Source organism: Streptomyces sp. M2CJ-2 (genome assembly GCF_016757295.1).
GTDB lineage: Bacteria > Actinomycetota > Actinomycetes > Streptomycetales > Streptomycetaceae > Streptomyces.
This window is the reverse complement of record NZ_JAESIF010000011.1, coordinates 141463-153909: the sequence shown is the minus strand read 5'-3', so window position 1 is coordinate 153909 and position 12447 is coordinate 141463. Positions and strand designations below refer to the sequence as shown.

The 12447-nt window shown below is 72.0% G+C and carries 14 protein-coding genes; 4 read left to right on the top strand and 10 right to left on the bottom strand.

The window, feature by feature from the left end:
* Positions 1–89: 89 nt before the first annotated feature.
* The 5 genes from mycP to JL475_RS12460 all read right to left on the bottom strand — a co-directional run bounded on the left by mycP (position 90) and on the right by JL475_RS12460 (position 5442).
* The gene (mycP, locus tag JL475_RS12480; RefSeq protein WP_202277647.1) at positions 90–1472 is read right to left on the bottom strand and encodes a type VII secretion-associated serine protease mycosin; all 1383 of its coding nucleotides are present in this window, start codon (positions 1470–1472) and stop codon (positions 90–92) included.
* Positions 1473–1502: 30 nt separating this feature from the next.
* Entirely contained in the window at positions 1503–3107 is a 1605-nt protein-coding gene (locus JL475_RS12475) for a translation initiation factor IF-2 (protein ID WP_202277646.1), read from the bottom strand.
* On the bottom strand, positions 3107–3640 hold the full coding sequence (locus tag JL475_RS12470) for a hypothetical protein (protein ID WP_307825032.1): 534 nt from the start codon (positions 3638–3640) through the stop codon (positions 3107–3109). The genes JL475_RS12475 and JL475_RS12470 overlap by 1 nt, the downstream gene beginning before the upstream one ends.
* Positions 3641–3847: 207 nt before the next feature.
* Entirely contained in the window at positions 3848–4198 is a 351-nt protein-coding gene (locus JL475_RS12465) for a hypothetical protein (protein WP_202277645.1), read from the bottom strand.
* A 575-nt stretch (positions 4199–4773) separates the two neighbouring features.
* Positions 4774–5442, bottom strand: a complete 669-nt coding sequence (locus JL475_RS12460) for a histidine phosphatase family protein (RefSeq protein ID WP_202277644.1) — start codon at positions 5440–5442, stop codon at positions 4774–4776.
* 168 nt (positions 5443–5610) lie between these two features.
* On the opposite strand from JL475_RS12460, the gene JL475_RS12455 reads away from it, so the two are divergent.
* Both JL475_RS12455 and JL475_RS12450 read left to right on the top strand, forming a co-directional pair.
* Positions 5611–5826, top strand: coding sequence for a hypothetical protein (locus JL475_RS12455; RefSeq protein ID WP_202277643.1), 216 nt, complete (start codon positions 5611–5613; stop codon positions 5824–5826).
* A gap of 158 nt (positions 5827–5984) precedes the next feature.
* Positions 5985–6473: a carboxymuconolactone decarboxylase family protein gene (locus tag JL475_RS12450; RefSeq protein WP_202277642.1), complete on the top strand. Its 489-nt coding sequence runs from the start codon at positions 5985–5987 to the stop codon at positions 6471–6473.
* A gap of 81 nt (positions 6474–6554) precedes the next feature.
* On the opposite strand, the gene JL475_RS12445 is transcribed toward JL475_RS12450, so the two are convergent.
* Both JL475_RS12445 and JL475_RS12440 read right to left on the bottom strand, forming a co-directional pair.
* Complete coding sequence (locus JL475_RS12445; RefSeq protein ID WP_202277641.1) at positions 6555–7058, bottom strand: DUF2267 domain-containing protein; 504 nt, start codon at positions 7056–7058, stop codon at positions 6555–6557.
* Between the two features lie 114 nt (positions 7059–7172).
* Positions 7173–7595 (bottom strand): Hsp20/alpha crystallin family protein, encoded by a 423-nt coding sequence (locus JL475_RS12440; protein WP_202277640.1) that lies wholly within the window; start codon positions 7593–7595, stop codon positions 7173–7175.
* Positions 7596–7821: 226 nt separating this feature from the next.
* On the opposite strand from JL475_RS12440, the gene JL475_RS12435 reads away from it, so the two are divergent.
* Positions 7822–8124 carry a hypothetical protein gene (locus JL475_RS12435; RefSeq protein WP_202277639.1) on the top strand — a complete coding sequence of 101 codons (303 nt, stop codon included), beginning with the start codon at positions 7822–7824 and terminating at the stop codon, positions 8122–8124.
* Positions 8125–8200: 76 nt separating this feature from the next.
* Here the strand turns inward: JL475_RS12435 and JL475_RS12430 are convergent, their stop codons facing one another.
* Positions 8201–8560 (bottom strand): VOC family protein, encoded by a 360-nt coding sequence (locus JL475_RS12430; protein WP_202277638.1) that lies wholly within the window; start codon positions 8558–8560, stop codon positions 8201–8203.
* Between the two features lie 45 nt (positions 8561–8605).
* Positions 8606–9994 carry a DUF445 domain-containing protein gene (locus JL475_RS12425; RefSeq protein ID WP_202277654.1) on the bottom strand — a complete coding sequence of 463 codons (1389 nt, stop codon included), beginning with the start codon at positions 9992–9994 and terminating at the stop codon, positions 8606–8608.
* Positions 9995–10215: 221 nt separating this feature from the next.
* Here JL475_RS12425 and JL475_RS12420 point away from each other — a divergent pair, with 221 nt between their 5' ends.
* A complete protein-coding gene (locus JL475_RS12420; RefSeq protein ID WP_202277637.1) occupies positions 10216–11583 on the top strand; it encodes an SGNH/GDSL hydrolase family protein in 1368 nt (455 codons plus the stop codon).
* 25 nt (positions 11584–11608) lie between these two features.
* On the opposite strand, the gene JL475_RS12415 is transcribed toward JL475_RS12420, so the two are convergent.
* Positions 11609–12442, bottom strand: coding sequence for a DUF1707 domain-containing protein (locus JL475_RS12415; protein ID WP_202277636.1), 834 nt, complete (start codon positions 12440–12442; stop codon positions 11609–11611).
* Between the last annotated feature and the right edge of the window lie 5 nt (positions 12443–12447).

Below are 12447 nucleotides of genomic sequence, written 5' to 3'. Positions count from 1 at the left end.
CCGCTGCCCGCGTCCCGAAGAAACCACCAGGAGCCGCCCGACGCCCGTGAGCAGAATTCACGCGGTGGATCGAGGCTGAGTAGCTGTACTCAGATGGGACCAGGCCCTTGACCGGGCCGGGTGGCGCTGCCCGGTGCCTCCGGAGGAGTGGGCGGAGGCGCTGTGAACCCCGCTGTCGGGTAGGGAAACTGGCCGGGGACGGGGACGGGGACGGGGACGGGTGTCGGGAGTGGGGCTGCCGGTGTCCGACGTCTGCGGACGACGGTGGCTACCGCGATGGCCGCTGCGAGGAGTGCGGCCGCACCGATGCCCAGCGTTGTCCAGAGGGTGCCGTTGTCCGTGGACGCCTCGGAAGCCGTCGCGGCGGTGTCGTCATCCTTGGCCGGAGCGCCCGCGTCGGAGGTTCCAGAAGCTTGGGGGGAGGGTGACTTCCGCTCGGCGGCTGCGAGATCGGGCAGCGGGTAGACGTCGGCGGGTCCCGGGTCGCCGGGGTTCTGCAGGGCGATGCGAGGGCGGACGATGCCGTAGCCGATGGAGTCGTTGCGCTTGGCACCGTCCGTGGGGCCGCCGATGGTGTTGAGCATGACGCGCAGGACCTGGTTGTTGGTCCAGTCCGGATGCACCGACCAGATCAAAGCGGCGCTGGCCGAGACGAGGGCGTTGGCGTCGCTGGTGCCGTGGGTCCGGCAGAAGCCGGTCTCGCTCCCGCAGGCGGCCACCATGTCCTCCCCTGGAGCGGCCATATCGACCTGCGGTCCGTACTCGGACTCGGCGGTCCTGCGCAGGTCCTTGCCCACCGCTGCCACACCGACTACTCCCGGAGTGGCAGCGGGATACATCACCTCGTTGGCTCCGTCTCCGTTGTTCCCGACAGCGGCGAAAATCAAAGAACCCTTGTCGAGCGCATACTTGACGGCTGCGGTCACCTGTGGGGAACCTTCTGTAGCACCCTGGGAGATGTTGATGACCTTCGCTCTTCGGTCGACCGCGTAGCGGATTGCCTGGGCAACAGCCGTGTTGAAGCGTGCGTTTCCCTCCGCCTTGTTGGCAGCCGTGCCCCCCTTGGGCAGTCGGATCGGGAGAATCTTCGCGCCGGGGGCGAGTCCGAAGGCGCCGTTGCCGCCACCGTACGCGCCGGTCCCCGCGATCAGGCCGGCCATGCCCGTGCCATGGCCCTCGTAGTCGGTGTGCTCGTCGCCCGGCTGGTTCGGCGCGAGGTCCTTGCCGGGCAGGACGCGCCCCTTCAGGTCGGGATTGCCCGGGTCGACGCCGCTGTCGATGACGGCGACCGTGACACCCTCGCCGGTGCTGGTCTGCCACATCTGCTCGGCCTTCATCGCGTCCAGGAACCACTGCTGCCCGCGCGTCGACTCCGCGTGGGCCGTCGTGCCCGCGGCGGTGACCAGCAGCAGGCCGAGGACCGCCGATGCCGCCGCACGGCGGCCCCTGTGTCTGATGCTGCTGGTGCGCATGAACGTCGCTCTCTTCCATTCCTGGATACGTCAGTCGATGACCGGCGGTACGGCGCGGAGGCCGCCCTGCCGCCGGGTCTCCTCATCCTTGGCCGCGCCGTACGGTCGTCCGCGGCTGCTGCCCGTGTTCGCCGCAGGCGCCGACCGAGAGGCACGAGTTCCACTGACACCACGGCCACCGCCCTGGCGCGTCGCGCTGGACGCGCCGCCCACGATGCCGCGGCCCGCCGTGCCCGAACCCGCTGGGGCACCTGGGCTGCCAGGTCCGGACAGCACCGCCCCCGTACGCCCCGACTGCTGCGGAAGGCCGCTGCCGGCACCGTCGTTGGGCAGCGGACGGCCGCCGACGATACCCCGGTTCGAGACCGCGGGACGACGGCCGGGAGCCTGGCCCTGCTGACCCGTCGCACGGCCGACCGGACTCGTCGGACCAGCGGTCGGACCCACCGGGCCGCGCGGTGTGGCCACGCCCTCCCCGCCCACGACCACACCGCGCGGAATGGCCCCCGTGGGCCTGCCTGCGGGGGGCGTGACGGAACGGCCGCCGACAATACCGCTACTGCCGGTGGCACCTGGCGGCATGCGCACGGGATTCGACACGGACCCCTGGCCTGGCAGGAAGGGGGCATGGCCAACTCCTGGTGCCCGCCCCTGCCCTGCCTGGTTGTTGACGGGAGCGCCTCCGCCTCTATCGAACACGGAAGGGATCATGCCGGTCTGCGGAGTCGTACCGCCCTTCACCTGCTCCGGGCCGGGCAGGTCACCTGCCGCAGTTGTCGGAGACGGCGGACTGTGAGGCAGCACGGCCACGGAGTCGATGCCCATCCGCGTGGGCTGCTCCACGTCCACCTGTACATCGCGTTCAGACAATGCCGCACCCGAGGACTGCCGCAGGTCGGGAGCGCTGGAGGAACCCTCTCGAGCGTGCGCCGGGTTTGCGAAGGAGACAGCACCGGAGGACGAGGTCCCTGCTGGGGAACCACCAGCACGAGCCTCAGCCGTGGCGCCGCGGAACGCGTGGCTGTCATCCGGCACGAACGCCTCCGGCGGTGGCGGGAACTTCGGCCGCTCCAAAGCGTTCAGCCGCGTGGCCGACCACGCATATGTCTGCCCCAGCTTCCACATCTGCGCCGCAGCCTGCTGCCGGACTTCCTCCTTGTTCGCCGCCAGCGCCGCAAGCTCACTCGCGGATTTGGCGCCCACCGCCGCAGCGTCCGGGTCGTTGCGTGCCGCCCGCGCCGCGTCCGGGTCGTTGCGTGCCGCCCGCGCCGCGTCCAGGTTCGCCTGCGCGCTCCCGGCGTCTCGTGGGATCGACGCCTGCGCCTGGGCGATCGCTCCGGACGTCTCCGCCAGCCATTTCGCCGCGTGCTCGCTGAAGTCGCCCAGGCGCAGGGTGGAGTTGGCCAGATCGCCGCTCCAGGTGCGGAAGGCGTCCGCGCCCTCCCCCTTCCATTCCACCCACTGCGGGCGGACCTTCAGGTCCTCAGCGATCTTGTGGATCTCCTTGGCCGCGGCGATCAGCCGGTCGGCGGCGGCCTGCACCGTCCCCGCGTTCGCCTTGTCCAGCCATGCCAGCATCTGCTCGTGGCTCATGTCCTCGAAGGACGTTCCGCCACCGGGCCCCTTGCCCGGCATCAGATCGATCCTCCGGCGTCGCCGCCCACCGACGTCCGGCCGCCGCCGCTCGGGCCCGGCTGCGGGAGGCCGGGATCGTAACTGCCGCCGTAGTGCTCCGTGGTCTCCGCGCTGATCGCCGCCATACGGTCCCGGACGTCCAGGTCGATGTTCTGGTAGCCCTTGTGCGAGGCCAGCACGGCGATACCCATGCCCTCCATGGAGTCCGACAGCAGCTTCGACAGCGTCTCCAGCTCACCGATCACCGTCTCGTACGCGGTGAACAGCCCGGCCGCCTCCGCCCACGCCCCGTCTCCACCACCGAACTGATGGCGTACGAGCTGCTCCTGGCCCACCTTGTCCGGACCCGCCGCCGAGCCCTTCAAGCCGCGGATCAGATCGTCGACGCGCTTGCGGAACGCGGTGAACGACGACAGCTCGGCGGCCATGTCGGCCTGCGCGGCAAGCGCCCCCGCCGCGTCGAACGGGGCCGACGCCCGTGACGACAGACCCGAACCCTGACCACCGACGGTGACAATCCACGGCAGCATCATCACGGAGAGCGTTCAAGATCGGGTCATCCTTGGATCACTCGGCCCGCTTCCGGGGGCCCGGTGGCTCATTGAGCACGAGTCCACCCGACACCGAAGCGTGAGCAGACACATGAGTACTTGTATTCAGCGGTGGTGCGCAATGCGTTCGGAAGCACCCGCACCCGAGTGTTCCGGGGCGGGCGCCGTGGTGCCCGCCCCGGAGCGGGTTCAGGCGATGGCCAGGCGCGCCTGGGCCTTGTTCGTCCCCGCGAAGGTGTAGTCGAACTGCTCCCGGACCCCGGAGCCGCAGGCTTTCTTCGTGCGGTAGTCGCCGTTGCCGCCCGTGATGCGGACCACTGCGCACTTGCCGTCCATACGGGTGTCCTCGAGCCAGCCGGACACCCGCACGGAGCCGCCCGAGCAGCGCAGGGTCCAGCCGGCCTGTGCCCCGTCGATCTTCGGGGACGCCGACGACGGGCACGTGGCGGCGCTCGCCGTGCCGGCGGCGCCGAAGGCGAGCCCGCCGGCGAGAACGACCGTCGACAGCACGGACGTGATGGTCTTGCGGACAGTGAACATGGAGGTACCCCTTCGGGTGGAGAGCTGACGGAAACGCACCGCGCCGCGCCCGGACACGTCGTCCGCCGATGAGGGCGGGACGTCCGGGAGGCGCCCGGCGCAGGACCAGACTGCCCGCGGGAGCAAGGCGCGAGAAGACGTTTCCGGGCAGCTGCATAGGGACATCCATGCAGCCTTCATGCTCCCCTTGATGAGGGCCCTGAACTGCGGTTATGCCCCTCAAAGAAAGGGGGTGCACGCCATGCAGCCCGGAACCGGGCCGTCCGTGTGCGGACGGTTCACGGCTCGCTCAGGCGGACGGGAAGGAAACCGGGCTCACCGGGCTCACCGGGCTCATGGACCTCTGGTGTTCGGGGGTGCCGGCGGGCGGGCGTGGGAACACCGGCCGGGCCGGCCGGGTGTCCGCATCTGCCCGGCAGGCCGGCGACAGGCCGTCACTCCTCATGACCTGGGACGGTCGTCTGCTCCATCCGTCGGCCCGGTCACCGGTGAGCCCGTGGGCAGGCCTCTGCCGCACACCCGCCGGGTCGACGCCGTCGTGACGGAGTCCGACAGCAGCTCCCCCGCTCCGGCGGTCAGCGCCGTGGACGTTCGACGGCTTCCCCCGCGGGGCCGCTCGTGTCCGGGCCGCTGGCCTCGGGGCCGACGGAGTGGTCCTCCCAGCGGTGCGCCCTCCAGCCTTCGCCGGGGACGCCGGAGAGGATGACGACACCGGTGTTCCGCAGCGCGTGGGCGGAGGCGAAGTCGACGTCGACGTTCTCCGCCCGGGCCGCCACCCACATGCGGATCGCGGCGCCGTGGCTGACCATGGCCACGGTCTCGGCCCCGGTGGCCGCGGCCTCCTCCACGACGGCGTCGTACCGCCCCAGGGCCTCCACCCCGTTCTCGCCGCCCGGCATCCGGAGTCCGGTGTGCCCCGCCGACCAGGCGAAGGCGGTGGTCAGGTAGGTCTCGACGGCCTCGGCGTCCCCTCGCATCTCCAGGTCGCCGGCGGACAGCTCCCGGATACCGTCGCGCACCCGGACCTCCAGTCCCGTCCGGGCGGCCAGCGGAGCCGCGGTGAGCTGTGTGCGCAGCAGGGTGGACGCGTAGAGGGCGTCGATCCTCTCCTCCGCCAGCGCGTCCGGGAGGGCGGCTGCCTGCTCCTGCCCCAGCGGGGTCAGCCCGGGGCCGGGTTCCGCCGTGTCCAGCAGGTGCTTGAGGTTGGAAGGGGTCTGACCATGGCGTATGAGGAGGAGTCGCATGTCCGGGTCTGTCTCCTGAAGGCCGGGAGGGAGGTGGCCTTCCACTCTGCCATCCCCCTTGTTCCCGTGTCGGGTCGCCGTCTGCGGACCGGCTGGCCATGCTGGTGCTGGGAGCGGCCTGCTTCCCGGCGGCCTTCCCAGCCACCTCCCAGCGACAAGGAGCACGGCATGTCCACGGACCCGGTCGGACGATTCCTGACGGCTCTGGACCCGGACCACCGGGAGGCCATCAGCGCCAAACCGCGCGAGGAGCAGGAGCAGCTCGCGGCGGCCTGGGAACGGGAGCTGGAGAGCGACACCGAACTCGACTCCCTCGACGAGCTGTCCCCGGCGGCGGCGGAAGCCGAGGCGGCCCGCCGCGTCCTGGGCCGCGGGGCGGACTGAGACCGGCGGCGCCCCTCACGCCGGACACCGGCCCTCGCGGATGTGTGACATCCCTGAGTGATGGCGCGTGTCACACGGCCGGCCTGTCACAGGGAGCGGGGCGGCGGCGTCTCGTGTTCGTCCAGTGCAACACCGCGAACACGAGTGAGGACGACGTCATGGACGCCCGGTTCGACATGTTCGACAACGAGATCTCCCTGAAGTTCGCCAAGCGGTTCGCCGGCGCCGGTCTGGTGGTCCGGCAGTCGCCGCTGCCGAGGTCCACGCAGGAGCTGGTGTCGCTGCGCGCCAGCCAGATCAACGGCTGCGGTCACTGCATCGACATGCACGCCAAGGAGGCCACGGCCGGCGGTGAGACCGCGGTCCGGCTCCACCTGGTCGCCGCCTGGCGCGAGTCCACCGTGTTCACCGACGCCGAGCGGGCCGCGCTGGCGCTCGCCGAGGAGGGCACCCGGCTCGCCGACGCCCACCAGGGTGTGTCCGACGAGACCTGGGACCAGGTGCGCAAGCACTACGACGACGACCAGACCGCCGCGCTGGTCGCCCTGGTCGCGCTGATCAACGCGGCCAACCGGCTCGCCGTGATCGTGCACCAGCGGGGAGGCTCCTACGAGCCCGGCATGTTCGCCGCCGCGTTCGGCAACTGACCGGCAGGCGAGTCCGGCCCGGCCCGTGATCATGCGATCCGGGCCGGGCCGTCGGTCGCCGGTCGGGCCTCGCTCCGCTCGTCACTGGGCCGGGGACAGTTCCGCTCGGCCGAAGAGGAGGGCGTAGCCCGGGGGCAGTTGGTCCAGGATGCGGGTGACCAGGGCGTCACCGACCAGGCGCGACAGGACGCTCAGGACCGAGCCGGCGTCCCAGCGGGCCGTGGCCGGGGTCGCGCCCTCGATGCGGGTGGCCAACGAGTCGACGAACTCCGCCGCCGTCAGGGGGCGGGTCGCCGGGATCCGGGAGGCGACCACCCTCGCCGCCTCTTCGGGCAGAGCGCGGGCCAGGTCGACGCGTTCGTCGCCGACGACGTGGCCGCCGAGGGCGGACAGGACGACGCGGGTGACGCTCTCCGCCTCCGCTCCCGTCGGGTACCGGCCCGCCTCCCGTACCGCGTCCACCAGTTCGCGCCAGCCGTCCTCCCGGCCCTCGTCGCGGCGGGTGCGGCGGTCGCGGTTCGGGGCGGGGATCACCACCCCTTCCGTACGCGGCGTCACGGGCTTCTGCGGCGTCAGCGTGGTCATGGTCATGACTCCTCTCCCTCCCGGGGCTTCGACTGCCCCCGAATCAGACAGGCATGGGCCGCGTCCCGCGGAAGCCGGAAGCCGGAATCCGCGGGACGCGTTTCGTGGGTGCTGTCAGCTGCCGATCTGCTTGCGGCTGTCGCTTCCGGTGATCCGGATGCGGCGCGGCTTGGCCTGTTCGGCCACCGGGATGCGCAGGGTCAGGACGCCTGCTTCGTAGGACGCGTCGATGCGTTCGGTGTCCAGGGTTTCGCCGAGGAAGAGCTGGCGGGTGAAGGCGCCCGTGGGACGTTCGGCGACCAGCAGCTCCGCGTCCTCGGGAGCCGGGGAACGGCGTTCGGCGCGCACGTTGAGGACGTTGCGCTCGACGTCCAGTTCGATCGTCTCGGGGTCGATGCCGGGGAGGTCGAAGTGGACGATGAAGTCGTCCCCCGCCCGGTAGGCCTCCATCGGCATCACCGAGGGGCGGCCGGTGGAGCCGAGGACCTGCTGCGCGAGTCGGTCGAATTCGCGGAAGGGGTCCGTGCGCATGAGCATCACAGCTCACTCCTTTCATCAATGGTCCAGGTGCGATGCCCTACGTCTTCTTATATAGCTCGCGGGAGGAAAGTTGACAAGCTGAGACTCAACCCCCGGCTCCGGCGCCCATGGTCCCCTCACGGACTCGGCCCACCCCGGGCGCGACACGGCCGGTCCGGGAGTTAGCCTCGAAGTCTTGTGAAGGCCCGCCCTCCAGGCGCAGCGGCAGAAGGCAGGACAGGACATGGCGAAGGTTCCCGGCTCGGTACTGGCCGCGAGCGGACTGGTCGGCGGATACGGCGTGGCCCGCTGGACGCGGAAGCGGGAGCTGGGCGGGGTCGTGCTCGCCGTCGCCGGGGCCGCCGCCGCGCGGCAGTGGCGGGAGCAGGCCGGAGGGACGGCCGCGGGGGCGCTGTCGGCCGCGTACGTCGCCGCCTTCGCCGGGTCGCATCCGCTCGCGAAGAAGGTCGGCGCCTGGCCGGCCGTGTTCGGCGCGGCGGGGGCGATGGCGCTCGCCTCGTGGGCGGTCGCCGACCGGCGGGGCTGAGTCCGCCGGGGCGGGACCGGACGGCCGGCTCGGGCCCGCCGGTCGGGTCGCGCACGTCCGGCGGGCCGGGGGCCGGTCAGGTCCGGTGGCTCAGCACGTTCACGACGCGGCCGTTCGGGTCGCGGGCGAAGAAACGGCGTACGCCCCACTCCTCGTCCCGCAGCTCCCGTACGATCTCCGCTCCCGAGGCCAGCACCTGCTCGTACACCGTGTCGACATCCTCGACCTCCACGCTCAGGTCGGGGACGACCGGTCCGGTGCGTTCCTCGGTGAAGAAGCTGATCTGGGCGGTGGGGTTGGCGGGGGACGCGAGCGTCATGACCCAGCCCATGTTCATGACCTCCTCGAAGCCGAGCAGGCCGTAGAAGTCGCGGCTGCCGCGCATCGCCTGCTCGGAGTCGACGTGGAGGTCGGGCATGATCCTGCGGACGGTCATGGTTTCTCGGCTCCTCACGGTCGGCATGCCCTGGGAGAAGGAAGACTACGCCCCCACCACCCGCGCCACCGTGTAGATGACCAGGCCCGCCAGGGAGCCGACGACCGTGCCGTTGATGCGGATGAACTGGAGGTCGCGGCCGATGTTCGCCTCGATCTTCTTCGTGGTGTGCTCGGGGTCCCAGCTCGCCACGGTGTCCGTGATCAGGGAGGTGATCTCCTTGCGGTAGGTGGTCACGACGTACACCGCGGCGCTCTCCAGCCAGCCGTCGACCTTGCCCTGCATCTTGGGGTCGGCCGCCATGCGCGCGCCCAGCGACAGCAGTGAGGCGCGCACCCGCAGCCGCAGCTCGCTGCGCTCGTCCTCCGCCGCGGAGACGATCATGGATCGTACGGCGGTCCAGGCGGAGGCGATCAGGTCCTGGACCTCGCCCCGGCCGAGGACCTCGCCCTTGAGGCGTTCGACCCGGGCACGGGTGTCGGTGTCGGCCTGGAGGTCGGAGGCGAAGTCGGCGAGGAAGCGGTCGAGGGCGCCGCGCGCGGGGTGGGTGGGCATGTCGCGCATCTCGGTGATGAAGCGCAGCAGCTCCTTGTAGACCCGCTCGCCGACCTTGCGGTCCACGAACCTCGGGGTCCAGCCGGGGGCCCCGCCGTGCACGGCCTCCATCACGTAGTCGCCGTGCAGCACCAGCCAGTCGTGGGCGCGGGCGACGACGACGTCCACGGCCTTCTTGTGACCGCCGTCGGCGACGATCCGGTCCAGCATCTTGCCCATGCCGGGCGCGATCTCCTGGGCGTTCGCGCGGCGCGTGATCGCCTCACCGACCACCGCCTGGACGTCGGAGTCGCGCAGCACGGTCAGCGCGCCGCGCAGGGCGGCCGACAGCTCGGCGGTGACCCGGTCGGCGTGTTCGGGCACCGCGAGCCAGGCACCGAGCCGGTTGCCGATGCCGACGGCGCGCAGCCGCCCGCGGACGACGTCCTCGGAGAGGAAGTTCTCGCCGACGAAGTCGCCCAGGGAGACACCGAGCTGGTCCTTCTTGTTGGGGATGATCGCGGTGTGCGGGATGCGCAGGCCGAGGGGGTAACGGAAGAGGGCGGTCACGGCGAACCAGTCGGCGAGCGCGCCGACCATGCCCGCCTCGGCCGCGGCGGCGACATAGCCCGCCCAGGCGCCGGCGCCCCGGTGGGAGGCCCATTCGGCGAGGACGTACACCACGGCGACGAACAGCAGCAGTCCGGTGGCGGTGAGCTTCATCCGGCGCACTCCGCGCTGCTTCTCCTCGTCCGCCGCGCTGAACGTCGTCATCGCGCGGTTCGTGGCGCCGCCGGGGCCGGGACCCGGAGCGGAGCCGGCACCGGGACCCGCGCCGGCACCGGCTCCGGCACCGGCATCCGTGGTGTCCGCCGCCCTCGTCCGCTCGGTCCGCTTCATCCGCTCCACTCGCTCCACCTGCTCCGGCCCGCCGCACCTGTTCGGTGATCCCCCACACATTGTCCCTTCCTGTCCGACTCCCGGAACGGAACAGGAGTTCCCGGCGTCTGTTCAAGGGGGTCCGCCAGAAGTCCTGCCGGGGAACTCCCCCTCGTCCATGACGCATGATGGTCATCCGAACGGAGCCTCGGGCTCCCACCGTCCGAGGAGAACAGAACAGCATGACCCGGGGACGTGACGGGGGCGCGGGGGCGCCGCCCGCGAAGTACCGCGCCCTGCTCGCCGCCGTGGTCGCCGCGATCGTGGCCGTTTCCGCCGCCATCTACGTCACGGCGGCCTCCGACGACGGTACGCGACACCGCGGCACCCTCGCCGACGACCGCGGCGCTCCGCAGAACCCGGCCGCACCCGCCTCCACCGGCACCTGGGTCGGCTCCTGGGCCGCCTCCCCCGTCGGGGGCGAGCCCGGCACCGAGACGACCGGCCTCGCGGGCCGCTCGGTGCGCAACGTCGTGCACACCGGCGTCGGCGGCACCAGCGCCCGGATCACCCTGTCCAACCTCTACGGGCAATCCCCGCTGGCCGTCACCCGCGCCTCGATCGCCGTCTCCGCCGACCGGGGCACCGCGGCGGCGCTCCCCGGCACGATGCGGCGGCTCACCTTCGGCGGCGGCCCCGCCGTCGTCATCCCGGCCGGCGGCCAGGTGATCAGCGACCCCGTGCGCATCGCCGTCCCGTACGACGGGGACGTCCTGGTCACGACGTACTCCCCCAGCGTCTCCGGACCGGTCACGTACCACCCGCGCGCCCGCCAGATCTCCTACGCCGCCCACGGCGAGCACACCCGCGACACGACCGGCGCCGCGTACACCGAGGAGAGCCCCTACTGGCGCTACCTGACCGCGCTGGACGTGCTGAGCAACGAGGCCGACGGCACCGTCGTCGTCCTCGGCGACTCGCTCACCGACGGCGTCACCTCCACCACGGGCGGCAACAACCGCTGGCCGGACGTCCTGTCCGACCGGCTGCGCGCCGCGGTCGAGGCCGGGCGGGACGTGCCGCGCCACGGCGTCGTCAACGCGGGCATCAGCGGCAACCGCGTCCTCACCGACGGCCTCGGCCGCCCCCCGGAGAACCCCAGCGGCCTGAACCGGTTCGACCGCGACGTCCTCGGCCGTACGAACGTCAAGGTCGTCGTCATCGCCCTCGGCGTCAACGACATCCTGCGCGACCGGAACCTCGCCGACCCGGACGCGGTCGTCGGCGGCCTGAACACCCTGGTCGAGCGGGCCCACGCCCGCGGGCTGAAGGTCGTCGGCGCGACCCTGATGCCGTTCGGCGGCCACCGCGGCCACACCGGCCCGCGCGAGGCGGTACGGCAGCAGATCAACGCGGAGATCCGCGCGGGGCGCGTCTTCGACGCCGTCGTCGACTTCGACCGGGCCCTGCGCGACCCGTACGACCCGCGCCGGCTGCGCTCCGACTACGACTCGGGCGACCACCTCCACCCGAGCGACCGGGGGTACGCGCGGATGGCGGAGGTCTTCGACCTGGACGACCTGAAGGGCGGGGCACCGGCCCGGCTGTAGGAAGCGGGCGGGCGGCCCGGCCCGGTCAGCGGTCGCCGTCGCGGCGGGGTTCGCGCTGCTCCTCGCCGTGGCGGCCGTGCAGGGAGTCGAAGGAGCCGTACCCGTGCCCGGCCCCGAGGCCTCCGTGGCCCAGGGAGGCCTGGCCGGACGAGGAGGCGTCGAGACCGCGGCCGTGTTCCCTGCGGTCCTTGCGCTCCAACTTCTCGCGGCGGCGTTCCTCGCGCAGCCGCTGCTTCTCCGCCCGGGCCAGCTTGCGCTGGACGCCGACGCCGCCCCAGAAGGCGAACCCCGTGACGATCACCCGCGGGGCACCCGGGTCACCCGGCTCGCCCTCCTCACTGTGGTCGAAGCCGCCCATGAGGCCGAAACCGCGGACGACGACCTCGACACCCGGCGGGACGATGACGTCCACCCCGCCCATGATCGCGACCGCGTTGATCACGACCTCGCGGTCCGCGAAGTTCGCCTCCCGCAGATCGATCTGCCCACCGCCCATGAAGGTGAAGCAGTTGAACCGTCGCGGTGCCGTCCAGCGGCCCTTGCGCTGGAACCCCGACATCACGGCGACGGCCCAAGTGGACGTCCCCTCGCTGCCCGTGACCACCCGGTCCGCCCAAGTGTCGCCCTGCTCCGGGGCCTTGGTCAGGGACACGGCGGGGGCCGTCACGCCCGGGGCGGGCAGATCGCGGGTGATCGGCTCGAGTTCCCGGTAGGTCCGCGCCTTGTACGTCGCGTCCAGCCGCTCCTCGAACTCGTCCATGTCGAGGCGCCCCTCCGCGAGCGCGTCCCGCAGGACGGCGGCGACCCGCTCTCGGTCGGCATCGGAGGCGCGGAGGTCCGGGACTGCGTCGTCGGTCATACACA